The organism is Stenotrophomonas maltophilia, from assembly GCF_001676385.1.
GTDB classification, from domain to species: domain Bacteria; phylum Pseudomonadota; class Gammaproteobacteria; order Xanthomonadales; family Xanthomonadaceae; genus Stenotrophomonas; species Stenotrophomonas maltophilia_J.
In genome coordinates, this window is the sequence record NZ_LYVJ01000001.1 from 423,920 (window position 1) to 449,044 (window position 25,125).

Below are 25,125 nucleotides of genomic sequence, written 5' to 3' on the forward strand. Positions count from 1 at the left end.
TCGAGCAGGGCTCGACGCCACCCGGACAGCGGTTACCATCGGAATCCCGTACGCAGGAGCCGCCCATGCCCACCATCGTTACCCGCGCCACGCTGTCTGCCGCATTGCTGGCCACCCCGTTGCTTGCGCTGGCCCAGACCTCGATCCTGCCGCAGCAGCGAGATGCTGCGGGCAACGTGATGGAGCCGCTGGGGCAGGTGCTTCGGACCAGCGAGACAGGGGCGTCAGGAATGTACTACTGCACGCGGGATCAGGCCTGGTGCGCGCGCGTGCAGCCGGCGACTGCAGACGGGGAACGGCCGGCCGGGCTGGAGGTCTCCGAAAGGGTGGCTGCCGAAGGGGAGCCGCAGACCTACCATGTCGCCATCGATGTGCCGCGGGAAAGCGAGCTGACGCTGTGGCCATGGATCGTGCGGCTGGCCCCCGGCGTAGGAAGCGACGAGGCGGTGACGGATCCGCAGCAGCGCGCCCGCCAGAACGTGCTGGTGGGTGGCATCGTAACGTCCAGCAGCATGTATTCCGGCGGCGGCGCCGATGCATCCACGCTGCAGCTGGCGCGCGTGCGCCATCTGCAGGACGACATCCAGGTGGACGACGACGTGCTCACCCTGCCATGGCTGGGCAACGCAATGATCCGGGCCTGCTTCAGCGAGCAGGACACCAGGCAGCGCGCGGGTGCCTGCCACGATGAGTACGGGTTCTCGGCAAAACTGTCCCTCGACGCGGCGGCCCATGGCATGCCTGTGCTGCGCTACCAGACGGTGGCCACCCGCTTCCCGGCGGGCGTCTCGCGGTCGGAGGATTCGCTGGCCAAGGGGCCATTGAAGAAGAAGGACCTGCGCACCGAGCAGGACCCGGCGTGCAGTTATACGCGCTTGTTCCGATTCAGCGAGGGAGCATTCCACCCGGACCAGGCGCTGCCGGATTGCGCGGGCTATACCGGGCCCTGAGCTGTGGAGCCGAGCCCACGCTCGGCTGTCACGCAAGAGCAGCCGAGCGTGGGCTCGGCTCCACAGGAATTATTCGCAGCGGGTGGACGTGATGATGTTGTCCTTGTCCACGAACACGCGCAGTCGATCCTGGCGGATGTCGCGGGTGGTGATGGTGTTGGGGCCGATCGGGTTGACCAGGCCGGCGCCGCTTTCGCTGGACAACCGGCGGATGTTGGCTTCATTGGCCGGTTGGCCGATCGCCCAGCCCAGCTGGCTGGCGTCGCAGCGGCCATCACCCTTCACCTGCGGGCCAGGCGTGCTGACGCAGGCCGACAGCAGCAGGATCGAGGCAGGCAACAGCAGGGACAGACGGAAAGCGGACATGCGAGCGCTCCTGCGCAGGGAAGATGGCAGGAACGATAGCACCCGTCATGCGAAAGGCGTCAGCATTGCGGTCATTGCCGGCACAGCGTGGCCGTTGCATAGTGGGAGGGATGGCTGGTACCGCCAGCGGGCAAGCCGGGCCGTTCCGGTGCAGAAGTTGGACAGGTTATGACGGCTGGCAGTATCCGCGGCAAGGGCAGGACGATGAAGGCACTGGCGCTGTCCCTGCTGGGCGTGGTGGTTGCCGCCCCGGCGGCAGAACCCGGGCCCGGGCCCCTGCCTGCCGAGCCCCTGGTGTTCGGTGCCTGGCGCAACCTGCAGACGGAAGCAGGTTACGAGCCAGCGCAGCGCGATCTGGCGTTCGCCATGTTGCCGCAGGCGGCGACCCGTGGCGATCGTTTCGCCATCCTCGATCGTGAAGGCAAGCGCACGGTGTGCTGCCTGCAGGTGGCCAGTCCTTCACTGGGCGTGGCCGCACTGCGCGGACACTACCACCTGCCACAGGCCTGGGTGAACGACCTGAGCAATGGCAGCAGCCCTGCGCGCCCCTACCTGCCGCATGTCTATGCGATGCAGCGGGTGGACGAGCTGGCCGACTACCGCTTTGCCGACGTGCCTGGTGCCTACAGTGACCTCGGTGGGCTGCTGATCCCGGAGGGAGCCACGCTGGAGGCGGACGGCAGCGCCATTCGCATGGCCGACAACCGTTATCCGCTGCACTTCCAGCGCCAGCCCCACGCCGATGACGATGGTGCGCTGGACCGCTACACCCTGCAGATGGGCGAGGGCGCAGCCCCCGTAGTGGTTGAAGTGCCGTTCGGCACCTACTGATTGCAGCGCCGCACTGGCTAGAATGCAGCGCGGCGCTGTCTGCCGTGCCCGTTCCGTGAGTCGCTGCCGTGTCCCTGCGCCCGTTCCTGCTGCCATCCCTGCTGCTGTTGTCGGCTTGCGCCAGTGTGCCTGCGCCGCTGCCCCGTTCCGACGCGCTGTGGCGGTTGATCGAGCGTGATTGCCGCAGTGCCGAGGGCCCGCGCGGCGCCTGCCTGCAGGTGGAGGCGGCGGCCGACCGTCGCGATGTCCTGGTCAAGGATGCGCATGGCGATTACCAGTTCCTGCTGATGCCACTGGACAAGGTCAGCGGCATCGAGAGCCGCGGCCTGTACCTGCGGGGTGCACCGAACTACTTTGCGGCCGCCTGGCGGGCCCGCAGCCATACCGAACAGGCGCTGGGCCAACCGCTGCCACGCAACGTCGCCAGCCTGGCACTGAATTCGCCCCATGGCCGCTCGCAGCATCAGTTGCATATCCACGTCGATTGCCTGCGTGCCGACGTGTTGCAGGCACTGGATGCCCATGCCGGCGCGCTGGGTACCCGATGGGCACCGCTGCCGGTGCCGTTGCGCGGCCATCAGTACCAGGCCCGCTTGCTGCGGGGTGCGGAGCTGACCGCGAATCCGCTCAATATGCTTGCCTACGACCTCAGCGGCGTCGATGACGTGGGGCAGTGGAGCCTGCTGGTGGCGGGCCGCGAGCAGGTGCCGGGTGGCCCGGGCTTCCTCCTGCTGGCGACCCGCGTGGATGCTGCCAGCGGCAACGACGCCAGTGCCGAGGAACTGCAGGACCATGCCTGTTCGGTGTTGACCGGCAGCGATCACGCGCTGGAACGGGTGCGCTAGCCGGCTGGCACCTGGTGCATGCGCCAGGTGGGTGCGGTCAGGGCCAGCAGCTGGCGGTCGTGCCAGCCGGTGCAGTCCAGGTGGTGGTCGCGCAATACTCCTTCGGCCCTGAATCCGCTGGTGCGCAGGGCGGACGCGAAAGGGCTGGTGCAATCCGGCGGCAACAGGGTGAACAAGCGGTGCAGGCCGACGTCCTCGAACAGGAACGGGCAGAGTACCTGCAACGTGGCGGCGGTGTGCGCATGCCAGTGCTGCGACGAGAACAGCTCGGCGCACCGCGAGTGCAGCGAATGCAGTCGGATGTGCAGCTGGTCCAGTACCATGCCCTGCGCATCATCGAACACACCCAGCAGCAGTTGGTCGTTGTCCTGCTCCAGTCGTGAGCGATGCATGCAGGCCAGGAAGCGGGCTTCCTCATCGATGCCTGCGACGTTTCGTCGACCGCGCTGGCGGCGATCGTCGAACTGGCGCCAGCGCGGCAGGTCGGCGCGCTGGAACGGGCGCAGCGTGATCGGCGCAGCCTGCAGCTGCAGTAGATGGCGGCGCAGTACCGGGCGCAGTGGGGGAAGGGGGCAAGGGGAGGCAACGGTCATCATTCCTGCCACCATGGGGGTAGCGGGGCGGCCTTGCCATTCAAATGATTGCAAAAAGCAGCGGACCGCCGCGGCAGGTCTGATTCGGTTCAGGCATAAGCCCATCAGGGCTGGTCATTTCTGTTGAAACCACCCATTCAGGACACTTTCGTTACGGGATCGTTATACGCCATACAGGCCGCTCGCCCCGTACCACCCGCCACTCCCCCAGGAAGCCCATGTCCGCCTCCCACAAGGCGCTGCGCCCGCGTCCGCTGGCGCTCCGCTGTCGTCCCTGATGCTGGCCTCGCTGCCGGCCTTCGCGCAGGAAAGCGCGCCCACCACGCTGCAGGAAGTGAAGGTCACCGGCTCGCGCATTCCGCGCGCCAGCGTTGAAGGGCCATCGCCGGTGACGGTGATCAGCCGCGAACAGATCGATGCGCAGGGTTACCGCAATGCCTTCGATGCCCTGAGCGCGCTGACCGAGAACGCCGGCAACGTGCAGGGCGAGGACTTCGGCAACACCTTCACCCCGGCCGCCAACACCATCAACCTGCGCGGCCTGGGCCCGAACCGCACGCTGGTGCTGGTCAACGGCCGCCGCCAGTCCGACTACCCGCTGGCTTACGAAGGCTCGGTGAACGTGGTCAACCTGGCCAATATTCCGAGCGCGCTGATCGAGCGCATCGAGGTGCTGGCGGCCGGTGCGTCGGCGGTGTACGGTTCGGACGCCATTGCCGGCGTGGTCAACATCATCCTCAAGGACCGCTTTGAAGGTGTGGACGTGAACGTGCGCGCCGGCGGCACCCAGCGGGGCGGCGGTGACAACCAGCGCGTGCAGGTGGTGGGGGGCAGTTCCGGTGAGCGATGGGATGCGCTGTTCGGCTTCGAATTCGACGTGCGCAAAGCGATCCACGCCCGCCAGCGCGACTTCATGGATTCACTGGACGATGATCCGGCCGGCAAGGCGCCACAGGCGACCGCGATCGCCTACCGTCGCAATGCCGCCACCGGCCGCAACATCGATCCGGGCGTCAACGGCTGTGACGCAGCGTCGGGCATCTATGGCGGCAGCGTGTTCCGCGCCAACAACCCGCGCCAGGGCTGGTACTGCGGCAGCAACGAGGCCGCAGCCAGCTACTGGACCGTGCAGACCCAGAAGCGCAACCTCAATGGCTATGGCCTGCTGACCTTCCACGTCAACGAGTCCACCGACCTGTTCGCCGACCTGGCCGTGGGCAGCGCACGCATCTACAACAACACCCGCGCCCCGAGCTGGACGTCGTCGCGCAACTATTTCTACAACCAGGCCACCGGAAACCTCGAAAGCTGGTACCGCCGCTTCGCGCCGGAAGAAATCGGTGGCCTGCCGCGCAATGCCAACCGCTTCCTGGAGAATTCGTGGTCGTTCAACGTGGGCGCACGCGGGCAGCTCGGCGACAGTGGCTGGGACTATGAAGCCGTCTACAGCCGTTCGCGCTATGAGAACCGCACGCGCCGCCCGGTGCTGCTGGCCGGCATCAATGAATACCTGCTGGGCCCGCAGCTGGGCGTCCGCAATGGCGTGGCGGTACATGCGCCTGACCCGTCGCGCCTGTTCCAGCCGCTGACGCCGGAGGAGTACGGCCGCCTGTCCGGCTACCAGGAAAGCCGCAACGCGGCGTGGCTGCAGACGTTCAGCGCCAGCGTCAACGGTCGCCTGTTCGCGCTTCCAGGCGGTGATGCGGCGCTGGCGGCGGTGATCGAGGCCGGCAGCCAGGGCTACCGCAACCGCCCGGATCCGCGACTGGGTACTGGCGAGTTCTGGAATACCAGCGCCGGTATCGGTGCCGGCGGCGATCGTGACCGCTATGCGGCCGGCGTGGAGCTGCAGCTGCCGGTGCTGCAATCGCTGACCGCCACGCTGGCCGGCCGCTACGACCAGTACCGTGCCGGCGGCGAGCATATCGGCAAGGCGACCTGGAGCGTTGGCGTCGAGTTCCGACCGATCGAGAGCCTGTTGATCCGTGGCTCTGCCGCAACCAGCTTCCGTGCGCCGGACATGAACTACGTGTTCGCCACCGAGACCCGCGGCTACAACCCAGGCATGACCGACTACTGGCGCTGCCGTACTGCAGGCCAGTCGTATGACAACTGCGACTACAACGGCCTGTCGATCGACTACAGCAACCGCGCCAACGCGCAGTTGCAGCCGGAAACCGCAAAGTCGTATGGCTTCGGCGTGGTCTGGTCGCCGCTGGCCGGGCTGGACTTCAGTGCCGACTACTACGACATCCGCATCGACAACGAGGTGACCAGCCTCGACACCAGCCGCATCCTGCGCGACGAGGCCGATTGCCGCCTGGGCCGCACGCTGGGCGGCGAAGCGCGCGATATCGGTTCGCCGCTGTGCCAGGACGCGCTGTCGCGGGTGATCCGCAACCCGTCCAATGCCACCGTGCAGCCGGACCAGGTGACCCGCGTGCTGATCAATCCGATCAACGCGGCCTCCGAGTCGGTGCGTGGCCTGGACCTGAAGGGCAACTGGCGCTTCGATGCGGGCCGCTACGGCCGCTTCAGCACGCGCCTGGCCTACACCGTGGTGCTGGAGCATACCTACAAGCAGTTCTCCGATGATCCGGAGCGGGATATCCGCAACTCGCTGGACGACTACCAGTGGCGCAGCAAGGCCAACGGCAGCGTCACCTGGAACCAGGGCGACTGGACCACCACGCTGTATGGCAACCGCTTCGGTTCGTTACCCAAGACCGACGGCAGTGGTCGCATCGCACCCTACATGACCTACAACGCCAGCGTGTTCCGCCAGTTCGGCGAGAACCTGTCGGTGGGCGTGATCGTCAACAACCTGCGTGACAGCCGCCCGCCGGCGGACAGGAACGGTGGCGGCTGGCCGTTCTACCCGGTCGGCAACTACGACCCGTATGGCCGCCAGTACTGGGTGCAGCTGGATTACCGGTTCCGCTGACCCGGCTGGCAAACAGAAGGCCCGGCAATGCCGGGCCTTCTGCCGTGTCGATATCCGCTGCGATGGTGCGCGCCGGCCGCCTAGGGCAGCGACTGCTGCAGGTACGACTCGATGACATAGCTGAAAGGCTGCTGCTGGCGGTCGCGCAGCAGGGCGCGCACTTCCAGGATCACGCCATGGTCGCCCTCACCGCGCGGCGGCCAGAAGGCCTGGTCGGCCAGGGTCTGGCGCTGGAAGCCGAGCGGGCCGACCACGCGGCCGAACGGCTCGTCGGTGCTGTCCAGCACCTGGTTCATGGCCGGGCTGAGGTGGCCGGGCAGGTACCAGTTGTCGGCCTCGGACAACACACGCCTGCCACAGACCAGTTGCACGCGGCGATAGCGCAGGTCGCTGCTGGTGGTTGCGCCAAGGGCCTGCAACACGTCGGCCGGTGCCGACTTGTCCTGGCCGTGCACGCGTACCGCCCGCACCCGCGCCTGCTCGGCCAGGCCATGCTCGGCACACCAGTGTTCCAGGGTGGCGGTGGCGCTTTGCCCGGCCAGCACGCGCTGGTGCAGGCGTTCCACCAGCACCCCCGGGGCGACCCGCTGCTGCCCCGGCGGTGATTGCAGCGGCGCGCTGGCCGCTGCATCGGAGGCGGAGAGGCTGGCGATCGGGGCGGCGGCCAACAACGACGCGGCCTGCCAGCGGCGGAGACGATCGTGGCGGTCGGACGGGCCCATGCGGCATCACAGCGGAGACAGGCGCCTATGGTACCCGTTCAGCGGTGCGGACGGTGTCGTTGCGCCGGGCGTGGAGCGCGCGGGGTACGGAATCGATGCAGGCAGGGCATGGATCGGCTGCGCGTGATCGGTCAATCCGCTTCGCGCTGTACCTGCCGCCACAGTTCGCTGGCCAGCGCGCGCACCGCATCGTCCGCGTCGGCCCGATGCAGCAGGCCGATCTCGTAGTTGTCGATCACCGGCAGGTCGCGTTCGCCATCGATGACGCGGTGTCCGCGGGTAACCGCGCGGCGCGGCAGCAGGCTGATGCCGATGCCGTCGGCCACTGCGCCCTGGATGCCACTCAACGATGAACTGGTGAATGCGATGCGCCAGCGCAGGCCCAGCGCTTCTACTGCGTGGATCATCTCGTCCCGGTACAACCCGCGTGGCGGGAAGGTGACCAGCGGCAGCGGATCCTGTTGCAGGCAACGGCTGCGCAGGCTGTCGATCCAGTGCATCGGCTCGCGCCGGCAACGTACCGCCTGGCGGCTGTTGCGCCGCTGCTTGACCAGCACCAGGTCCAGTTCACCGTGGTCGAAGCCGCTTGCCAGGTCGCGGCTGAGCCCGCTGCTGATCTCTAGCTTCACCTGTGGATGGCGGCGGCTGAAGGCTGCCAGCATGCGGGTGGTCTGCGCGTTGACGAAGTCCTCGGGTACGCCGATGCGGACGGCGGTCTCCACCGTGGCGCCCGCCAGAGCCTGCGCCACTTCCTCGTTGAGGTCGAGCATCCGCCGTGCGTAACCGAGCAGGGTGTGGCCGGCGTCGGTAGGGTGCACGTCGCGGTGGCCGCGCTCGAGCAGGCGATGCCCGGCCAGTTCCTCCAGTCGGCGGACCTTCTGGCTGACCGTGGACTGCGTCGAATGCAGGCGCGTGGCGGCGGTGGTGAAGCTGCCGCAGTCGGCCACCATCACCAGGGCCCGCAGCAGGTCCAGTTCGAACAGGGTTCTATTCGATTTGGCACTTTCTGGCATTCAAACATTTCACTTCTGGATACTCCGGGCGACTTCTACCATGCAGGGCAGGGGCCGGCAATGTCCGGCTGTTGCAACCGTCCCATGTCGTTCCATGCGGTGGACAGGAGGAAACACCATCATGCGCGTCCATCGTTCCCCCGGCGGACCTGCGCCGTTCGCGCGCGCACTGCTGCTGTGCCTGCTGGCGATGGTCACTCCTGCCTGCGCCGGCACGGCCAGGGCTGAGGCCGATGCCCGCCTGCGCGACGCTGCCAGCCGCGGCAGCGCCGGTGGCGTGCGCCAAGCCATTGAAGAGGGTGCCAACCTGGAGTCACGCGATGGCCAGGGCCGTACGGCGCTGCTGCTGGCCACCCATGGCAACCATGTGGACGCCGCACGTGTGCTGATCGAAGCTGGGGCCGACGTCAACGCCAGGGACGCCTTGCAGGACAGCGCCTACCTGTATGCCGGCGCCCGTGGGCTGGACGATATCCTGGCCTTGACCCTGGCCCACGGTGCTGACCTGCGCAGTACCAACCGCTACGGCGGCACCGCACTGATTCCGGCCGCCGAGCGCGGCCACGTCGCCACGGTGCGCACGCTGCTGCGCGCCGGCGTGGCGGTGGACCATGTCAACCGCCTGCACTGGACCGCGCTGCTGGAAGCGATCCTGCTCGGTGATGGTGGCACGCGCCACGTGCAGGTCGTGCAGCTGCTGCTGGAGGCCGGTGCCGATCCCGAGCTGGCCGACGGCGATGGCGTGACGCCGCTGGCCCACGCGCGCCAGCGCGGCTATGCCGATATTGAAACCCTGTTGCGCCAGTACGGCGCGACGCGCTGAATTCCGACCCCTTCGACCCGCACGCTGGCCGTGCCCACCAGGATGCTGCCCATGTTCCGTTCCTGTCCGTTGTCCCTTGCCGTTTTCCTTGCGGTGGCGCCGCTGTCGGCGTCTGCCGCTGAGCGCGCCGACCTGCTGATCCGCAATGCCACCGTGGTCGATGTCGAGCATGCCAGCACCCTGGCTGGGCAGAGCGTGGTGATCCTTGGCGAGGACATCGTCGCCGTAGGTCCGGATGCGCAGCTGCGCAGCCAGTGGAACGCCTCACGCCAGATCGACGCCAAGGGCAAGTACCTGATCCCGGGCCTGTGGGACATGCATGTGCACTTCGGCGGTGGCCCGGCGCTGATCGAAGAGAACAAGGCGTTGCTGCCGCTGTACATCGCGCACGGCATCACCACCGTGCGTGATTGTTCCGGCGACCTGCCCGGGCAGGTGCTGCAGTGGCGCGGCGAAATTGCCAAGGGCACCTTGTTCGGTCCGCGCCTGCTCAGTTCCGGCGCGAAGATCGAAGGCATCAAGCCGGTCTGGAAGGGCACCATCGAAGTGGGCAGCGAGGCCGACGCCGACAAGGCGATCGCCCGCCTGCGGCACGACAAGGTCGACTTCGTGAAGATCACCGACAGCACGCTGACGCCGGATCTGTTCCTGTACTCGGCCGGTGCCGCGCGCAAGGCCGGCTTCAAGGCCTCGGGCCACATCCCGATGGCGCTGACGGTGGAGCAGGCGGTCGATGCCGGCCTGGCCTCGATCGAGCACTTGGACTACGCATTCAAGGCCGGCAGCAGGGACGAAGCGCAGATCGCCGCCGACTTCGGTGCCGGGCGCATCGACCGCGCCGAAGCCAACCGTCGGCTCGATGCGAGCTTCGACCGCGAGACCGCGATGCGGGCCTACCGCGATTTTGCCAGGCGCGGTGTGTTCGTGACCCCCACCCTCAACGGTGGCCGCATCCTCGATTTCCTCGACCAGGATGACCATGCCAACGACCCCTACCTGGCCTACATCGGCCCGGGCCTGCGCGCGACCTACCAGTGGCGCGTGGACCGCGCGGCCAAGGCCACGCCGGCACAGATCGAGGCGCGCCATGCGCAGTACCACCAGGTAGCGTCGGTGCTGCCGATGCTGCAGGAAGCCGGAGTGACGATCATCGCCGGCACCGATGCAGGCTTCCTCAATTCGTTCAACTTCCCGGGCATCGCCCTGCACCAGGAATTGCAGCTGTTCGTGAAGGAAGGCCTGACCGCTCCGCAGGCGCTGTCGACGGCGACCCGTTCCGGCCCCGCCTGGTTCGGGCAGATGGACCGCTATGGCGGGGTGGCTGCCGGCAAGGCCGCCGACCTGGTGCTGCTGACGGCCAATCCACTGCAGGACATTGCTGCCACTGAAAGGATCGACAGCGTGATCCTGCGTGGCAACGTCTATGACCGCGGAGCGCTGGACAGGATGCTGGCCGAGACCAAAGCCAAGGTTGCAGCGTGGAATGCCGAGGCTGCGAAAGCGGAATGATTGCCTGATGGGTCGGATCCCTGGCGCAGGGACGGGCTCTGGCCCCTTCAGGATTTCAACGCGGCGCCGGCCGCATGCCATGCAGCTGCGGCAGCGCCGCCTTCATTGCATCGATGAAGGCGCGCAGCCGGGGAGGTTGCTGGCGCGCAGCGGGGAATACCACGTGTACCGGCAGCGGCGGCGCCTGCCAGCCGGGCAGCAGCTGCACCAACCGTCCATCGGCAAGATCCTCCGCTACCAGCCACGCCGAAACCACGGCCGCTCCCAGTCCCGCGCGGGCCGCCTGCTGCACGACAAACAGATTGTCGCTGAGCAGGCGGGGGCTGATGGACAGCGTGTGCGCCCGGCCCTGCGCGTCATGCAGCAGCAGGCGCTCGCGATAGTAGGTGAGCAGCGAAATCCAGGGCAGCGACTGCGCCTGCTCCGGCGTGTCCACGGTGGCGGCGTCCACCAGCGAAGGTGCCGCCACCACGATGCGCGGCACTTCGGCCAGCGGCAGCGCGACCATGCGCGGTTCGTCCACCGGGCCCACCCGTACCGCGCAATCAATGCCTTCGGCGATGAAATCCGGCCGGCGGTCCTCGAGGATCCATTCCAGGCTCAATCGGGGATGCTGCTCCAGGAACGCCAGCATGGTCGGCAACAGCTGCGCCTGGCCGAAGGCATGCGGCACCATCACCCGCAGGCGGCCGCGCAGGGTTTCCGGTTCACCGTGGAGCTCGGCCTGCAGCGACTCCCATTCATCGATCACGCGCTGCGCATGGCGCTGGCATCGCACGCCATCCTCGGTCAGCTGCAGGTCATGGGTTGAACGCTGCAGGAGGCGCAGGCCGAGTTGCCGCTCCAGCGCCTGCAGGCGCCGGCTGACCGTGGGCTGGGTGGTGCCCAGCTGCGCCGCCGCAGCGGACAGGCTGCCCGCGTCGACGATGCGCAGGAATGTACGCAGCAGATCCAGGCGATCGGCGCCGGTGGCAAGCTCACTCATGCGTATGGCGTATGAAAGGTATGCCATGGATCCTACTACAGACGAGTGGCGAATACGGGCACGATACATCCACGTCCTCCCGCCGGAATTTCCCATGCCGACTCCCTCGCTACCGATGCCCGCCACAACGGCGGCCGCACCGTCCACCCCGCTGGTCCTGACCATGGCGGCCGGAGCAGGTTTCTCCGTGGCTTCGCTGTACTACAGCCAACCCATGCTGGGCCTGATCGCCCAGGACCTCTCCGCCAGTGAGCGCGGCATCGGCCTGGTCCCGACGCTGACCCAGCTGGGATACGCACTGGGTATCCTGTTGCTGGCGCCGTTGGGTGATCGCTTTGACCGGCGCAGCCTGATCCTGGTGAAGTCCGTGCTGCTGGCACTGGCGCTGGGTGGCGCAGCGATGGCAGGGCAGCTGCCCGGGCTGCTGGTGGCCAGCCTGCTGGTCGGGCTGATGGCCACGCTGGCACAGGACATCGTGCCCGCCGCTGCGGTCCTGGCGCCCGACGCACAGCGCGGCCAGATCGTTGGCCGGGTGATGACCGGCCTGCTGCTGGGCATCCTGTTGTCACGCGTGGTCAGTGGCGTGGTCGCCGAGGCGTGGGGCTGGCGCAGCCAGTTCGGGCTGGCTGCGGTTTCGGTGGCGGTGATGGGCGCTGTCCTGGCGCGGGCGCTGCCCCGCTTCGCGCCGACCAGCACGCTGCGCTACCCGGCGCTGCTGGCCTCACTGCTGGCATTGTGGCGCGAGCAGCCACAGTTGCGCCGTGCAGTCGCCAGCCAGTCGTTGTTGGCGGTGGGCTTCAGTGCGTTCTGGTCAACCCTGGCGCTGATGCTGCATGCCCGCCTTGGCCTGGGCAGTGCAGCCGCGGGCGCGTTCGGTATCGCCGGTGCGGCAGGGGCGTTGGCCGCACCGTTTGCCGGGCGATTCGCTGACCGGCTCGGCAGCCATGCCGTGGCGCGCTTGGCCATCACGGTAGCGTTGGCGGGTTTCGCGTTGCTGCTGGCCGACAGCTGGTTGCCGGCGGCCGCACTGCTGCCGCTGCTGGTGGCCAGCGCGCTGCTGTTCGACTTCGGTTTCCAATCGGCACTGGTGGCGCACCAGACGCTGGTCTATGGCCTGGTGCCCCCGGCACGCAGCCGCCTCAATGCACTGCTGTTCACCGGCATGTTCATCGGCATGGCAGCCGGTGGTGCGCTGGGCAGCCTCGCACTGGCGCAGTGGGGATGGCACGGCGTGGCCTGGCTGGCGGTGGTGTGTGCGGCAAGCAGTCTGCTGCTGCGGTTGAGGTAGGGGTGGTGTTCGGCAGGGCTTGCAGCCCTGCACCTGCTGGAAGCCGGAGCCACATCAACATCAACAGCGTGGATTCCGTGGGGTGGTGGGGCGATGTCGGAGTGCGGGGACGCCGCAAGTACGTCCTTGTAGGCTTGGCAGCCGCTTGCACGTGTGCGCAGTCCTGCGCACACGGCAAGACCGGGGTTGGGCGTCCTGCCCAACCCGCCCGAGGCATGCCTCGGGCCCATGCGGCTGACACCCCGCACTCCGACACCGCCCCACCTCTGACAGATTCTCGCGATCTGGTAGATCCGCGCCTTGCGTAGACGAATCTCCATCGAAATCGAATATCTCGAAATCGGAACGATTTGAGCCGAGCATGGCCTGGCTCTACAGAAAGCCATGCCCGACAGCTCGCAGAGATCTGTCGAAGGCGGGGTGGGTCCGGTTGCGGGGGCGTGAGCCGCATGGATGCGGCGACCGAGCTTACATGGGTGAGGGCGCTTTGCTTGCGAAGCACTGCTTCGCAAGCGCCCGAACGCCCAGCCGCCAGCGGCTGGGCCGGGCCCCGGAGGGGGACTTGCAGCGACCCCCGCAACCGGACCCACCCCGCCTACCCACAGGAAACCGCTTCTGCTTCAGTTGTTGCTGTTGCTGTTGCTGTTGCTGTTGCTGTTGCTCCAGCCCGTAGCAGGTGCAGGGCGCAGCCCTGCCGGACAACCCCTAATCGTGACCGCTGTCGTCCAGGCTGATGATGCCGCGCCGCAGCGCCTGGGTCACCGCATGCGTGCGGTCGCCGACGCCGAGCTTGTCCATCAGGCTCTTCATGTGCGCCTTCACTGTCTGCTCGGAAATCTGCATGTGCTCGCCGATGCGCTTGTTGGACATGCCGCTGGCGACATGCCGCAGTACCTCGGTTTCGCGGCGCGACAGGCGATCCTCCACCACGTGCGCGGCGATGCTTGCGGCCACTGCTGGGGGAATCGGTGCGCGCCGCCCGCCGGCAACCATGCGGATGGTGTCGACCAGTTCGTGGCGCAGCATGTCCTTCAGCAGGTAGGCACTGGCACCGGCCTGCAGCGCCCGCACGGCGCGGACGTCACCGCGGTAGGTGGTCAGCACGATGATGCGCGCGCGCGGATCCAGGGTGCGTATCCGCACGATGGCTTCCACGCCGTCCAGGCGTGGCATCTGCAGGTCCATCAGGACCACGTCCGGTTGCAGCTGCTGGTAGCAGGCGATGGCTTCCTCGCCATCGGCCGCTTCACCCAGCAGGCGCAGGTCGGGCTGGGCGCCGAGCAGTGCGGCCAATCCATCGCGCAGCAGCGGATGGTCGTCGACCACCAGTACGCCGATCGGAGAGGGAGACTCAGTCATGGTTCGCTTTGCTCCAGGGCCAGCGCCAGCGCGGCGGGCGACGAAGATACAGCCGCCGCGCGGGCACCGCCAGCGCGACTTCGGTGCCCAGGCCAGGGCGGGTCCAAAGCTGCAGCCCTGCGCCGAGTCGCTGCGCGCGCTCACGCATTCCCTGCATTCCCCAATGGCCATGGCCGGCATCCTCGCCAGCGATGCCGATGCCATCGTCGCGCACGTGCAGCAGGAAACAGCGAGCGCCGTAGGAGAGCTCCACTTCGATCGCGCTGGCGTCGGCATGGCGCAGCGCGTTGCGGATGGCCTCGCGGCCGATCAGGAAGACCTCTTCGGCTGCGTCGGACTGCAGTGGCGGCGCGGTGCCCTCCACTGTCAGGCGCAACGGATTGGTCCCGTGCCCGGCGTACTCCGCGTGCACGTCGGCCAGTGCCGAGGCCAGGTCGCGGCCGGCGAACGCCCCGTCACGCAGGGCATTGACCCGTTCGCGGCCCTCGGCCAGATTGCGCTCGGCCAGCTGCATTGCCGCTTCCAGCTGGCCGCGCACCGGCTCCGGGGTCTGCGCGGACTGGCTGATGGCGTGCAGGTGCAGGATCAGGCCCTGGCTGCCTTGCAGCAGGGTGTCGTGCAGGTCGCGGGCGATACGTTCGCGTTCGCCATGGCGCTCCTGCAGGCGTGCGCGGAACAGGGCGGCCAGCTGGCCACTGCGGATCCGCACGGCCATCGCCAGCAAGGCCAGAACCGCGACCGCGCACAACAGCTTGAACCATACAGTCTGGACGAAGGTGGGATCGATGCGGAAATTCCGGCTGGCCGGCGCGGGGCTCCAGATGCCGTCTTCGTTGGCCGCCTCCACCTCGAAGCGGTAATTCCCAGGCGTGAGGTTGGTGTAATACGCGCGCGTGCTGCTGCCCGCGTCCTGCCAGCCATCGTCGACGCCGGACAGGCGGTACCGGTACCGGTTGCGCTCAGGACGGGCCAATGACAGGGCCACATAGTCGATCTGCAGCTGGCTGGTGCCGGCGGGCAGGCGAAGGCCCTCACGCAGCGGCTCGTGCGCATTGCCATACAGGACCTCGCCGATGCGCACGCTGGGTGCCATGGTATTGATGTGGGCCCGCGTGGTGTCCAGCCAGGCCAGGCCCTGATTGGTGGCGAGCCACAGCAGTCCATCGGCGGCGAGCACCGCGGTGGGAATCGGGCCGCTCTGCAGGGCAATGCCGGGCATGCCATCGACGGCATCGAAGAGCCGCGGCGTCACCTGGAGCCCGCCGCGCAGCGCACGGCGCAGCAGGGTACTGTCCAGTCGCACCAGGCCACGGCTGCCGTTGAGCCACAGATGCCCGTGTGCATCGGCCACCATGCCGGTGATGCCTTCGAGGACCCCGGCCATGTCGGTCCGCACCGGAACAAACCGGCCCTGGCCCAGCCGGGCCGCCAGCCCGGCTTCGCCAGCCACCAGCAACAGGTCCTGGTGCTGCAGCAGCGCTGTGATCGGGCCGACCGCCAGTCCCTGCGTGGCGCCGTAGGTGTCGACGGAGGCCGCGCGCATGCGGCGTACGCGCCCATCGGCGTAGCCCAGCAGCAGCTGACCCTCTCCATCCAGTGCCAGCGAGGAACAGGCCTGTTCGGGCAGGCGGGCTTCTCGCTGCCATTGCCCGTGCCGGTAGTGCAGTACGCCGCGCTCGCCGCTGCAGACCCAGGCTTGCCCGTCATCGGGAAACAACAAGGCGTGCAGCGGCTGGCCGGTGAACGGTGCCGGCAAGGGCAGCAACGTGGTGCGTCCTCCGGTCGTGCGCGCAAGGTTCACCCAGTCGAACTGCCAGATGGGCGTGGGTGCCTGGCGGGCCGCAGCCTGCAGATGGGCGGCGCTGGCGCCCAGCAGCGGTCGGCGCAGGTCGTAGGGCTTGAGGTCTTCACCATAGCCGTAGACCCGCCCGTCGCTGGCACGTACAAGCGAGCGGTACGGATCGCTGGGCCCGGCCACCAGGGTGTGCACGCTGCGCGCGCGGAAGCGGTTGAGGCCAAGATTGGTACCCACCCAGAGATTGCCTTCGCGGTCGGCAATGATCGGAACCGCCGAAGTGGCCGTCAGGCCATGCGGCGAATCGAAGCGCTCCATGCGGACTGCCCGGCCGTCCACGAAGGTTACCCGGGCAACCCCGCCGTGCGGGCTCATCGTCGCCCACAGCGCCCCGTCGGGGGTGAACTGCAGGCGCGAGGCCACCAGGTCGGGCAATCGTCGTGCCTCACGTTCGCTGGCGCCCAGAAGGCCTTTGGCGTTGGCCAGCGGCGAGGTGCCACGGACGCGGTCGGCCAGCCATAGCTCGCCCTGCGGGTCTTCGGCCAGTGTCGCCATCTGCGAGACCGCGATGCCCGTGTCCTCGAAGCGGACCGCGCCGGGGGCGCGCATCCAGATCTTCAGGCCAGCCAGCACCCAGAACCTGCCGTGGCTGTCATGCTGCACCCATTGCACACGGTGCTCAGGCAGGCCGGCACTGGCCGGCGGCGGCTGCCAGTGCCGGCCATCGAACCAGCGCAGGCCGCCATTGACCGCGGCCCACAGGCGTCCGTCGCGATCCTGGCTGAAGCGCGGTACCACGCCGACCGGGACGCCCTGCGCGCGCCCGTGATTGTGCAACCGTCCGCCCGCAAACTGGCTGATGCCGGCCTGGAAGTAGCCAATCCACAGCGCATCATCGCGGTCCAGCGCGAGGGTCACCATGTTGGTGGAAGGGAAGCTGCTGCCTGGAGGGGGGGCTTGCCGCTCGAAGCGGCGGCCGTCGAAGCGGTAGAGGCCGGAACCGGTCGCCAGCCACAGCAGGCCATCACGGTCCTGCAGGATGTCCCAGATATCGCCGGGCGCACCCTGGCCAACGCGCCATGCGGTGTGCTCGTACCCCTGCAGTCCGCTGGCCATCACCGGGTGCTGCACGGCAAAGGCGGGCAGGGCGGTCAGCAGCAACAGGAGCGTCAGCAGCGCCGGCAGGCGACGCAGCACGGGGTGGGGGCGACCAAGCATGGCGGTCATTCTGGCAGGTGCGGGGCAGGCCGGGGTGACCCGAACGGGGTAGGCGAGCGGCGGCGGTGTTGGCTATCACCGGAGCACCTCCTGCGGAGCCCGGCCATGCAGCGCCTGTTCCTGATGTTTCCAGACCGCGGCCCCGGTGCTGGCCTGCTGTGGCTGCGGCTGTGCGTGGCTGCAGCACTGTGCACCGCACACGGGCCCGTCGAGGGCTGGCTGCTGGCGCTGTGCGTGCTGGCAGTGGCATTGCTGGCGCTGGGCGCGTTCACGCCGCTGGCGGTACCGTTGGCCATGGCCGGCCTGCATGTGCTGGCCGAGCCCTGGCCGCTTGTCGTGTTGCCGTTGGCGCTGCTGGTATTGGGCCCGGGGGCGTATTCACTGGATGCGCGGCTGTTTGGCCGGCGCGTGCTCGGCCGTCGGCCTCCCCCATTCGGGTAGGTGCCGGGCTCGACGGACGGGGGTAGGGCATCAGGCAAGGCCCCCGCACCATGGGACGCCCCACCTGCGGCGTCTCCCATGGCCATCGATTCCCTGCCAGCTTCGCCCGCCACGCCGCTTGCCCCGCGCCAGGCAGCGGCCCTGCAGCGCGCCTTGCGCTACGTGGATGAGCACCTGTCGCAGCCGCTGCGCGTAACCGACCTGGCGGAGGCGGCCTGTGTGAGCCGCTTCCATCTGGTGCGGCTGTTCCGCACCGGCACCGGCGCAAGTCCGCTGCGCTACGTGCGCCGCCGCCGCATCGAGCGTGCCTGCCAGCTGCTGCCCGGTGCGCGGCTGCCGATGTCCTCCCTGGCCCAGCAGCTGGGGTTCTTCGACCAGAGCCATTTTGTCCGCAGCTTCCGTGCGGAGACCGGCTGCAGCCCCGGCCAATACCGCGCCGGCGATGCCGCCTTGTTGCTTCCCCTCGATCACGCTTCCAACGGAGTCCATCCATGAATCCTGCCACCGCCACTCCCGCCCCGGCCCTGCTGTCGCCGACCGACCACGCCCTGGTGCTGATCGACTTCCAGTCGCAGATGGCGTTTGCCACCCACACGATCGACATCTCCGCGCTGCGCAACAACGTCTCGCTGATCGGCAAGGGTGCCAAGGGCTTCAATGTCCCGGTGCTGCTGACCACGGTGGCCGAGAAATCATTCTCCGGGCCAATGTTCCCGGAACTGCCAGCGATCTTCCCCGGCCAGAAGGTGTTCGATCGCACCTCGATGAACACCTGGGAAGACCAACCGGTGATCGATGAGATCAACCGCATCGGCAAGCGTCGCTTGGTTCTTGCGGGCCTGTGGACCAGCGTCTGCATCGTCGGTCCGGCGCTGTCGGCACTGGCGCAGGGCTTCGAGGTCTACGTGATCACCGACGCCTGTGGCGATGTCAGCGAGGAAGCCCACGAACGCGCGATCACCCGCATGGTGCAGGCCGGCGCGGTGCCGATGACCAGCGTGCAGTACCTGCTTGAACTGCAGCGGGACTGGGCGCGTGGCGGAACCTACGACCTGACCACCGGTATCGCCCGCGACCACGCCGGTGGCTATGGCATCGGCATCCAGTATGCGAAGAGCATGTTCGGCGCGCAGGAAGGCGGGCACTGAGCATGCTGGCCGGCCATGGCCTCGACCTGGCCCTGCTGTTGCTGCGCGTCGCGGCGGGCGGGTTCCTGCTACCGCACGCGCTGGGCAAGCTGTTCGGCTGGTTCGGCGGCCCGGGCCTGGCCGGCTTCGCCACCGAGTTGCGCGGCTTCGGCCTGCCAGCGGCGGCGCCGTTGCCGTTGCTGCTGGCCCTGCTGCAGGTGTTGTCCGGGCTGGCCGTGCTGCTGGGCTGGCAGACCCGCGTCGCCGCAGTTGCGGCGGCGTGCTTCATCGGCTTCACCGTCCTGTTGGCCCTGCCCAAGGGCTGGTTCTGGATGCGCGGTGGCGGCGAGTACCCGTTGATGTGGACCGCGGTACTGCTGGCCCTCGCGCTGGCCGGGCCCGGCGCCTGGGCGCTGGACGGCCCCCCCCTTCCGGGAGACCTTGCATGACCCACGATTCCCTCGACCACGGCCGCCGCAATGTCGTGCTGGCCGGAAGCGCCGCCGTTGCGCTCGGCCTGGCCGGCCGCGCCGGTGCCGCACTCGATTCCCCTTCCAAGGAGCGCCGCATGCGTACGCTTGTCATCCGCAACGCCCGCATCACCACCCTCGACCCGCAGCAGCCGCATGCACAGGCGCTGGCCGTGCAGGAGGGGCGCATCGTTGCCGTCGGCAGCGACGAGGAGATCATGCGGGGCTGGGGCAATGAAGCGACCCTGATCGACGCGCAGGGGCGACGGCTGCTGCCTGGCCTCAACGACAGCCACACCCACCTGATCCGGGGAGGCCTGAACTACAACCTGGAGCTGCGTTGGGATGGCCTGCGCTCGCTGGCCGATGCGATGGCGATGCTCAAGGCCCAGGTTGACCGCACCCCTGCGCCGCAATGGGTACGCGTGGTGGGCGGCTTCACCGCCGCACAGTTCAATGAGAAGCGGCTGCCGACCCTGCAGGAACTCAACGACATCGCGCCGGATACGCCGGTGTTCCTGCTGCACCTGTATGACCGCGCGCTGCTCAACCGCGCCGCGCTGCGCGCCTGCGGCTACAGCAAGGACACACCGGATCCACCGGGCGGGCAGATCGTGCGCGATTCGCTGGGCAACCCGACCGGGCTGCTGCTGGCCAAGCCCAACGCACTGATCCTGTACGCCACGCTGGCCAAGGGCCCGCGCCTGCCGATCGAATACCAGGCCAACTCGACGCGCCACTTCATGCGTGAACTGAACCGGCTCGGCATCACCTCGGTGATCGACGCCGGTGGTGGCTTCCAGAACTACCCCGAGGACTACCAGGTGATCGAGCAGCTGCATCGCGACGACCAGCTGACGGTGCGCATCGCCTACAACCTGTTCACCCAGAACAAGGGCAAGGAGGTCGACGACTTCCGTGGCTGGAGCGAGATCCTGCAGCCGCGCCAGGGCGACGACCTGCTGCGCCACAATGGTGCCGGGGAAATGCTGGTGTTCTCGGCGGCCGACTTCGAACTGTTCAACGAACCGCGTCCGGAACTGCCGCCGGGGCTGGAACCGGAGCTGCACGACGTGGTGAAGCTGCTGGTCGAGAAGCGTTGGCCGTTCCGCATCCACGCCACCTATGACGAGAGCATCAGCCGCATCCTCGATGTCTACGAACAGGTCAACCGCGAGGTGCCGTTCGATGGCCTGCACTGGTTCATCGACCACGCCGAGACCATCACCCCGCGCAACATCGAGCGCATCCGCGCGCTGGGCGGTGGCATCGCCGTGCAGCACCGCATGGCCTATCAGGGTGAGGCCTTCGTCGAACGCTACGGTGTGCAGGCCGCGCGGCACACGCCGCCAGTGAAGCGGATGCTGGCCGAGGGCGTGCCGGTGGGGGCCGGTACCGATGCTACCCGCGTTGCCAGCTACAACCCGTGGGTGGCGCTGTCCTGGCTGGTGACCGGGCGCACCGTGGGCGGTCTGGCCCTGTATGGCGATGAGAACCTGCTCGAACGCGAGCAGGCGCTGCGACTGTGGACCCAGGGCAGTGCCTGGTTCTCCGGAGACGAAGCGGCGAAGGGCACGCTGAAGGCAGGCCAGCTGGCCGATTTCATTCTGCTCTCGGCCGACTTCTTCCGTGTCGATGACGCGCAGATCGCCGACATCACCAGCGTGTTGACCGTGGTCGGTGGCCGTATCGTGCATGCCGACGATGACTATGCCGGGCTGGCGCCGCAGCTGCCGCCGGCCATGCCCGACTGGTCCCCGGTCAACCGGTTTGGCGGCTACCACGTGGGGGGTGCCGCGACCGGGCTGGCGGCCGCCCGGCATCACCACCACGGCGTGGCCTGCCGCACGCACGGCGCACACGGCCATGCTGCGCAGCACGCGGCACCCACCGATGACCTGACCGCATTCTGGGGTGCGATGGGGTGCTCGTGCTTCGCCTTCTGAGCCTGGCGTTGCTGGCCGTACCCTCGCTCGCGCTGGCCTGCGAGGGTGGGCACTGCAGTGAGGTGGGAGACGGCCAACTGCAGTGGGATGCCTCGCTGCGCTTGCGTGGCCTGTACTACGACCCGGCCCGGTTCGGCATCGGCGGCAGCGAAGATGGCTACGGCCTGCTGCGTGCACTGGCTTCGGCCACCTATGTGGAAGAGGCCTGGCAGGCAAGGCTGCAGCTGGGGCTGCATGGCGAGAATGGCAAATCCGGTGGCCCGGGCAGGACCGATCGCAGCGCGCTGGACGTGCAGCAGGCGTACTGGCGCTGGCAGCGCGGCGGTTTCCATCTGCAGCTGGGCCGGCAGGAAGCCGGTTATGGCAGCTCGCGGCTGTTGTCGGTGCGTGATGGACCGAACATCCGCCTGGCGTTTGACGGTGCGCGTGCGGGCTGGAAGGGACGCCTGGGCACGCTTGACCTGATGGCACTGCGGCCGGTACAGAACCGGCCGGGCGCCTTCGATGATCGCGGTGAAAGCGGTTCCCACCTGTGGGGCGCGTACGCGACCACCGCGCATGGTCGCGGTCCGGGGCAATGGGATCTGTACCTGCTGGACTACCGCCGGGAGGGCGCGCGCTTCGCGTCCGGTTCCGGCACCGAGCGGCGGCGGACTGCGGGCGCGCGCTGGTTCGGCCAGTCCGGTGCACTGGACTGGAACACCGAGCTGGTGGCGCAGGGTGGTGAACTGCGAACGACCGCCGGTGCGCTCGATATCCGTGCCTGGACGCTGGCCACCGATACGGGGTGGCGCTGGACCGACCTGCGGCTGCAACCGCGGCTCGGGCTGAAGGCCGACATCGCCAGTGGCGACAGCAACCGACGCGATGCTCGCTTGGGCACCTTCAATGCGCTGTTTCCGAAGTCGGCCTATTTCAGCGAGGCCAGCTTGCTGGCCCCGGCCAATCTGATGGACCTGCAGCCGACGCTGGCCCTGCGCCTGCACCACGCAGTGACTACGGAACTGGGCGTACAGATGGCCTGGAAGCATCGTCGCGCCGATGCGGTCTACACCACGCCGGCGCCGCTGGTGGCGCTGCCGGGCAGCACCGGCGGTGCGCGCCGCATCGGCAACCAATACAAATCCGAAACCCGCTGGCAGGCCAGCGAACACTGGCAATGGCAGCTGCAGCTGGCCTGGGTCGACGCCGGTCCTGCGCTGAAGCAGGCCGGTGGCCAGGACACGCTGTTCGCCTCGATCGTTGGAGCATGGCAATGGTGAACGCAACCGCGTCGCGACCCCCCGCACAGGCCGCAGGTGCCTGGTCCCCTTTGAAGATCCGGATGTTCCGCTCGATCTGGCTGGCGATCCTGGCCAGCAACATCGGTACCTGGGTCAATGACGTGGCCGCTGCGTGGGTGATGGCCGAGCGCACCGGCTCGCCGCTGATGGTGGCGCTGGTGCAGTCGGCTACCACGGTGCCGATCGTGCTGTTGGCACTGGCCGCCGGCACGCTGGCCGACATCGTCGATCGCCGAAGATACCTGCTGGCAACGCAGGGCTGGATGTTGCTGGTCGCGGCCGCGATGGCAGCACTGACCGCGATGGGCCAGCTGACGCCGCAGCTGCTGGTGCTGCTCACCTTCTGCATGGGCTGCGGTGCGGCGATGGCGATGCCGGCGCAGGCCGCGATCGTGTCCGAGCTGGTGCCGCAGCCGATGCTGGCCTCGGCGGTGGCGCTGAACTCGATCGGCATCAACATTGCGCGCTCGATCGGTCCAGCCATCGGTGGTGTGATCGTCGCCCAGCTCGGTGCGGTATGGGCTTTCGGTTTCAACGCGATCACCTTCGCCGCGATGCTGTCCGTGGTGTGGGGCTGGAAGCGCGACCCGAAGCAGTCCAGCCTGCCACCGGAGGGCTTCGGCGCCGGGCTGAAGGCGGGGCTGCGTTACGCCAGCCGCGCCGGACGCCTGCAGGCGGTATTGATCAAGTCGGTCGGCTTTTTCTTCTTCGCCGCGGCGATGAACGCCTTGCTGCCGGTGGTGGTGCGTGGGCAGATGCACGGCGGGGCCGGGCAGTACGGCATGCTGCTCGGCTGCATCGGCATCGGTGCAGTGGGCGGCGCGTTGCTGTTGCCGAAGCTGCGCGCACAGCTGGATCGCGATCTGCTTGTGCTGCTGGCGACGTTGTCACTGGCGATGAGCCTGGTCGGGCTGGCGCTGACCCGCAGCTGGTACGTGCTCCCAGCGGTCATGCTGGTCAATGGCTTCGCCTGGATCACGGTGCTGTCGTCGCTGCAGATCGCTGCGCAGACCGCGGTGCCAGCGTGGGTGCGTGCGCGGGCACTGGCGCTGTACATCATGGTGTTTTCCGGCGGCATGGCGGCGGGCGGGCTCAGCTGGGGCGCGCTTGCACAGCGCACGTCGCCTGAGCTGGCCTTGCTGGTGGCTGCGGCAGGCGCGGTGATTGGAGGGCTGCTGGTATGGCGCGTGCGCATCGCTGGCACCGAGGATCTGAACCTGCGTCCGGCCGGGCACTGGCCGGCACCGGAACTGTCGGTACCGGTATCGAATGACCGCGGGCCGGTGCTGGTCACGATCGAGTACCGCATCGCTGACGCCGATCGCGCTGGGTTCCAGGCGCAGATGCGCGCGCTGGGCACGATCCGTCGCCGCGATGGCGCGGTGGTCTGGGGCGTGGTCGAGGACGTGGCGACACCGGGAGTCCATCTGGAGTATTTCGTGACCCCGTCGTGGCTGGAGCACCTGCGCCAGCATGAGCGCATCACCGCCGACGACAAGGCAATCCAGGAAGCGTTGCGCCGCCTGCACAGGGGCGAGCGCGCACCGGTGGTGCGTCACTTCGTGGGCGGCCACGATCCGCTGCCGGCCGGCGTGCCACACCACCACAGCGACATCTGACGAAAAAAGGGGACGGAGGGGATTAAGTCGTTTGTGCACAAACGACTTAATCCCCTCCGTCCCCTTTTCTGTGCGGCGGCGCCAGGCGGCGCCGCCGCGGTGCGTCACTTACGTGCGAACGCCAACAGGTCAGCGTTGAACTGCTCGGCGTGGGTGAGGGTCAGGCCGTGCGGTGCACCGGCATATACCTTCAGCTCGGCATTCTTGATGATCTGCGAGGACAGCTTGGCCGAGGCGTCGAACGGCACGATCTGGTCGTCATCACCGTGCACGACCAGTGCCGGCACGTCGATCTTCTTCAGGTCCTCGGTGTAATCCACTTCCGAGAACTCATGCACGCAGTCGTACTGTCCCTTGACGCCACCGAGCATGCCCTGCAGCCAGAACGCATCACGCATGCCCTGGGTGACGTTGTTACCGTCGCGGTTGGCGCCGAAGAACGGCGTGGTCAGGTCCTTGAAGAACTGCGAGCGGTCGCCGCCGGTGCCCTTGCGGATACCGTCGAAGACCTCCAGCGGAGTGCCGGCCGGGTTGCTGGCGGTCTTCAGCATCAGCGGCGGCACGGCGCCGACCAGCACCACCTTGGCCACGCGCTTGCTGCCGTGGCGGCCGATGTAGTGGGCCACTTCGCCACCACCGGTGGAGTGGCCGACCAGAATCGCGTCCTTCAGGTCCAGCGCCTCGATCACGGCCGCCAGGTCATCGGCGTAGGTATCCATGTTGTTGCCGTCCCAGGTCTGGCTGGAGCGGCCATGGCTGCGGCGGTCGTGGGCGACCACACGGTAGCCGTTCTGGCCCATGAACAGCATCTGCGGATCCCAGGCGTCGGACGACAGCGGCCAACCGTGGGCGAACACGATCGGCTGGCCGGTGCCCCAATCCTTGTAGAAGATGCGGGCGCCGTCGTTGACGGTGACATAGTTGCTCATTGCAGGTTCCTTGGCGGAAGGGAGGAAAGGCAGGGCAGGTCGCCGCTGCCTCCGGCAGTAGAGCGCAGT

Annotated in this window: 22 protein-coding genes and 1 pseudogene; 14 read left to right on the forward strand and 9 right to left on the reverse strand. The window is 68.1% G+C overall.

The window, feature by feature from the left end:
- Positions 1 to 65: 65 nt before the first annotated feature.
- Positions 66 to 950, forward strand: coding sequence for a hypothetical protein (locus A9K58_RS02080; protein WP_065197738.1), 885 nt, complete (start codon positions 66 to 68; stop codon positions 948 to 950).
- A gap of 69 nt (positions 951 to 1,019) precedes the next feature.
- On the opposite strand, the gene A9K58_RS02085 is transcribed toward A9K58_RS02080, so the two are convergent.
- Entirely contained in the window at positions 1,020 to 1,316 is a 297-nt protein-coding gene (locus tag A9K58_RS02085) for a hypothetical protein (protein WP_065197739.1), read from the reverse strand.
- A gap of 168 nt (positions 1,317 to 1,484) precedes the next feature.
- On the opposite strand from A9K58_RS02085, the gene A9K58_RS02090 reads away from it, so the two are divergent.
- Positions 1,485 to 2,147 carry a decarboxylase gene (locus A9K58_RS02090; RefSeq protein ID WP_065197740.1) on the forward strand — a complete coding sequence of 221 codons (663 nt, stop codon included), beginning with the start codon at positions 1,485 to 1,487 and terminating at the stop codon, positions 2,145 to 2,147.
- 68 nt (positions 2,148 to 2,215) lie between these two features.
- Positions 2,216 to 2,992: a CDP-diacylglycerol diphosphatase gene (locus A9K58_RS02095; RefSeq protein WP_065197741.1), complete on the forward strand. Its 777-nt coding sequence runs from the start codon at positions 2,216 to 2,218 to the stop codon at positions 2,990 to 2,992.
- Here the strand turns inward: A9K58_RS02095 and A9K58_RS02100 are convergent.
- Both A9K58_RS02100 and A9K58_RS20150 read right to left on the reverse strand, forming a co-directional pair.
- Positions 2,989 to 3,585 (reverse strand): GNAT family N-acetyltransferase, encoded by a 597-nt coding sequence (locus tag A9K58_RS02100; RefSeq protein WP_231109235.1) that lies wholly within the window; start codon positions 3,583 to 3,585, stop codon positions 2,989 to 2,991. The two genes, A9K58_RS02095 and A9K58_RS02100, sit on opposite strands and share 4 nt — an antisense overlap.
- A gap of 137 nt (positions 3,586 to 3,722) precedes the next feature.
- Positions 3,723 to 3,863 (reverse strand): annotated as a pseudogene (locus A9K58_RS20150) (hypothetical protein); the annotation flags it as partial.
- Between A9K58_RS20150 and A9K58_RS02105 the strand changes: the two are divergent.
- Positions 3,863 to 6,529 carry a TonB-dependent receptor domain-containing protein gene (locus A9K58_RS02105; protein ID WP_065197743.1) on the forward strand — a complete coding sequence of 889 codons (2,667 nt, stop codon included), beginning with the start codon at positions 3,863 to 3,865 and terminating at the stop codon, positions 6,527 to 6,529. The pseudogene A9K58_RS20150 and the gene A9K58_RS02105 sit on opposite strands and share 1 nt — an antisense overlap.
- A gap of 80 nt (positions 6,530 to 6,609) precedes the next feature.
- On the opposite strand, the gene A9K58_RS02110 is transcribed toward A9K58_RS02105, so the two are convergent.
- Both A9K58_RS02110 and A9K58_RS02115 read right to left on the reverse strand, forming a co-directional pair.
- On the reverse strand, positions 6,610 to 7,251 hold the full coding sequence (locus A9K58_RS02110) for a hypothetical protein (RefSeq protein ID WP_065197744.1): 642 nt from the start codon (positions 7,249 to 7,251) through the stop codon (positions 6,610 to 6,612).
- Positions 7,252 to 7,382: 131 nt separating this feature from the next.
- Positions 7,383 to 8,264 (reverse strand): LysR substrate-binding domain-containing protein, encoded by an 882-nt coding sequence (locus A9K58_RS02115; protein ID WP_065197745.1) that lies wholly within the window; start codon positions 8,262 to 8,264, stop codon positions 7,383 to 7,385.
- A 121-nt stretch (positions 8,265 to 8,385) separates the two neighbouring features.
- Between A9K58_RS02115 and A9K58_RS02120 the strand changes: the two genes are divergently transcribed.
- Positions 8,386 to 9,087 (forward strand): ankyrin repeat domain-containing protein, encoded by a 702-nt coding sequence (locus tag A9K58_RS02120; protein WP_065197746.1) that lies wholly within the window; start codon positions 8,386 to 8,388, stop codon positions 9,085 to 9,087.
- A gap of 51 nt (positions 9,088 to 9,138) precedes the next feature.
- Positions 9,139 to 10,596, forward strand: a complete 1,458-nt coding sequence (locus A9K58_RS02125) for an amidohydrolase family protein (RefSeq protein ID WP_065197747.1) — start codon at positions 9,139 to 9,141, stop codon at positions 10,594 to 10,596.
- A 55-nt stretch (positions 10,597 to 10,651) separates the two neighbouring features.
- Here the strand turns inward: A9K58_RS02125 and A9K58_RS02130 are convergent, their stop codons facing one another.
- Positions 10,652 to 11,581 carry a LysR family transcriptional regulator gene (locus A9K58_RS02130; protein WP_065197748.1) on the reverse strand — a complete coding sequence of 310 codons (930 nt, stop codon included), beginning with the start codon at positions 11,579 to 11,581 and terminating at the stop codon, positions 10,652 to 10,654.
- A gap of 94 nt (positions 11,582 to 11,675) precedes the next feature.
- On the opposite strand from A9K58_RS02130, the gene A9K58_RS02135 reads away from it, so the two are divergent.
- Entirely contained in the window at positions 11,676 to 12,869 is a 1,194-nt protein-coding gene (locus A9K58_RS02135; protein ID WP_065197749.1) for an MFS transporter, read from the forward strand.
- 705 nt (positions 12,870 to 13,574) lie between these two features.
- Here the strand turns inward: A9K58_RS02135 and A9K58_RS02140 are convergent.
- Both A9K58_RS02140 and A9K58_RS02145 read right to left on the reverse strand, forming a co-directional pair.
- A complete protein-coding gene (locus A9K58_RS02140; protein WP_065197750.1) occupies positions 13,575 to 14,228 on the reverse strand; it encodes a response regulator in 654 nt (217 codons plus the stop codon).
- Positions 14,221 to 17,250 carry a sensor histidine kinase gene (locus A9K58_RS02145; protein ID WP_065197751.1) on the reverse strand — a complete coding sequence of 1,010 codons (3,030 nt, stop codon included), beginning with the start codon at positions 17,248 to 17,250 and terminating at the stop codon, positions 14,221 to 14,223. The genes A9K58_RS02140 and A9K58_RS02145 overlap by 8 nt, the downstream gene beginning before the upstream one ends.
- Positions 17,251 to 17,346: 96 nt before the next feature.
- Between A9K58_RS02145 and A9K58_RS02150 the strand changes: the two genes are divergently transcribed.
- From A9K58_RS02150 to A9K58_RS02180, 7 genes are all read left to right on the forward strand, one after another.
- Positions 17,347 to 17,682: a hypothetical protein gene (locus tag A9K58_RS02150; protein ID WP_065197752.1), complete on the forward strand. Its 336-nt coding sequence runs from the start codon at positions 17,347 to 17,349 to the stop codon at positions 17,680 to 17,682.
- Positions 17,683 to 17,760: 78 nt separating this feature from the next.
- The gene (locus A9K58_RS02155) at positions 17,761 to 18,177 is read left to right on the forward strand and encodes a helix-turn-helix domain-containing protein (RefSeq protein WP_065197753.1); all 417 of its coding nucleotides are present in this window, start codon (positions 17,761 to 17,763) and stop codon (positions 18,175 to 18,177) included.
- Positions 18,174 to 18,830, forward strand: a complete 657-nt coding sequence (locus tag A9K58_RS02160; RefSeq protein ID WP_065197754.1) for a hydrolase — start codon at positions 18,174 to 18,176, stop codon at positions 18,828 to 18,830. Before A9K58_RS02155 ends, A9K58_RS02160 begins: the two co-directional genes overlap by 4 nt.
- A gap of 2 nt (positions 18,831 to 18,832) precedes the next feature.
- Positions 18,833 to 19,258 (forward strand): DoxX family protein, encoded by a 426-nt coding sequence (locus A9K58_RS02165; protein WP_065197755.1) that lies wholly within the window; start codon positions 18,833 to 18,835, stop codon positions 19,256 to 19,258.
- 119 nt (positions 19,259 to 19,377) lie between these two features.
- Positions 19,378 to 21,225 carry an amidohydrolase gene (locus A9K58_RS02170; protein ID WP_196769145.1) on the forward strand — a complete coding sequence of 616 codons (1,848 nt, stop codon included), beginning with the start codon at positions 19,378 to 19,380 and terminating at the stop codon, positions 21,223 to 21,225.
- Positions 21,204 to 22,487, forward strand: a complete 1,284-nt coding sequence (locus A9K58_RS02175; protein WP_065197757.1) for an alginate export family protein — start codon at positions 21,204 to 21,206, stop codon at positions 22,485 to 22,487. Before A9K58_RS02170 ends, A9K58_RS02175 begins: the two co-directional genes overlap by 22 nt.
- The gene (locus A9K58_RS02180) at positions 22,481 to 24,127 is read left to right on the forward strand and encodes an MFS transporter (protein ID WP_065197758.1); all 1,647 of its coding nucleotides are present in this window, start codon (positions 22,481 to 22,483) and stop codon (positions 24,125 to 24,127) included. The genes A9K58_RS02175 and A9K58_RS02180 overlap by 7 nt, the downstream gene beginning before the upstream one ends.
- Before the next feature lie 104 nt (positions 24,128 to 24,231).
- Here the strand turns inward: A9K58_RS02180 and A9K58_RS02185 are convergent, their stop codons facing one another.
- The gene (locus A9K58_RS02185) at positions 24,232 to 25,056 is read right to left on the reverse strand and encodes an alpha/beta fold hydrolase (RefSeq protein WP_065197759.1); all 825 of its coding nucleotides are present in this window, start codon (positions 25,054 to 25,056) and stop codon (positions 24,232 to 24,234) included.
- Between the last annotated feature and the right edge of the window lie 69 nt (positions 25,057 to 25,125).

Excerpts from the sequence above, each read along its gene's own strand:
- A9K58_RS02080 (WP_065197738.1), top strand. The coding sequence starts at position 66 with ATGCCCACCATCGTTACCCGCGCCACGCTGTCTGCCGCATTGCTGGCC.
- A9K58_RS02085 (WP_065197739.1), bottom strand. The coding sequence starts at position 1,316 with ATGTCCGCTTTCCGTCTGTCCCTGCTGTTGCCTGCCTCGATCCTGCTG.
- A9K58_RS02090 (WP_065197740.1), top strand. The coding sequence starts at position 1,485 with ATGACGGCTGGCAGTATCCGCGGCAAGGGCAGGACGATGAAGGCACTG.
- A9K58_RS02100 (WP_231109235.1), bottom strand. The coding sequence starts at position 3,585 with ATGACCGTTGCCTCCCCTTGCCCCCTTCCCCCACTGCGCCCGGTACTG.
- A9K58_RS02105 (WP_065197743.1), top strand. The coding sequence starts at position 3,863 with ATGCTGGCCTCGCTGCCGGCCTTCGCGCAGGAAAGCGCGCCCACCACG.
- A9K58_RS02110 (WP_065197744.1), bottom strand. The coding sequence starts at position 7,251 with ATGGGCCCGTCCGACCGCCACGATCGTCTCCGCCGCTGGCAGGCCGCG.
- A9K58_RS02115 (WP_065197745.1), bottom strand. The coding sequence starts at position 8,264 with ATGCCAGAAAGTGCCAAATCGAATAGAACCCTGTTCGAACTGGACCTG.
- A9K58_RS02120 (WP_065197746.1), top strand. The coding sequence starts at position 8,386 with ATGCGCGTCCATCGTTCCCCCGGCGGACCTGCGCCGTTCGCGCGCGCA.
- A9K58_RS02125 (WP_065197747.1), top strand. The coding sequence starts at position 9,139 with ATGTTCCGTTCCTGTCCGTTGTCCCTTGCCGTTTTCCTTGCGGTGGCG.
- A9K58_RS02130 (WP_065197748.1), bottom strand. The coding sequence starts at position 11,581 with ATGAGTGAGCTTGCCACCGGCGCCGATCGCCTGGATCTGCTGCGTACA.
- A9K58_RS02135 (WP_065197749.1), top strand. The coding sequence starts at position 11,676 with ATGCCGACTCCCTCGCTACCGATGCCCGCCACAACGGCGGCCGCACCG.
- A9K58_RS02140 (WP_065197750.1), bottom strand. The coding sequence starts at position 14,228 with ATGACTGAGTCTCCCTCTCCGATCGGCGTACTGGTGGTCGACGACCAT.
- A9K58_RS02145 (WP_065197751.1), bottom strand. The coding sequence starts at position 17,250 with ATGACCGCCATGCTTGGTCGCCCCCACCCCGTGCTGCGTCGCCTGCCG.
- A9K58_RS02150 (WP_065197752.1), top strand. The coding sequence starts at position 17,347 with ATGCAGCGCCTGTTCCTGATGTTTCCAGACCGCGGCCCCGGTGCTGGC.
- A9K58_RS02155 (WP_065197753.1), top strand. The coding sequence starts at position 17,761 with ATGGCCATCGATTCCCTGCCAGCTTCGCCCGCCACGCCGCTTGCCCCG.
- A9K58_RS02160 (WP_065197754.1), top strand. The coding sequence starts at position 18,174 with ATGAATCCTGCCACCGCCACTCCCGCCCCGGCCCTGCTGTCGCCGACC.
- A9K58_RS02165 (WP_065197755.1), top strand. The coding sequence starts at position 18,833 with ATGCTGGCCGGCCATGGCCTCGACCTGGCCCTGCTGTTGCTGCGCGTC.
- A9K58_RS02170 (WP_196769145.1), top strand. The coding sequence starts at position 19,378 with ATGCGTACGCTTGTCATCCGCAACGCCCGCATCACCACCCTCGACCCG.
- A9K58_RS02180 (WP_065197758.1), top strand. The coding sequence starts at position 22,481 with ATGGTGAACGCAACCGCGTCGCGACCCCCCGCACAGGCCGCAGGTGCC.
- A9K58_RS02185 (WP_065197759.1), bottom strand. The coding sequence starts at position 25,056 with ATGAGCAACTATGTCACCGTCAACGACGGCGCCCGCATCTTCTACAAG.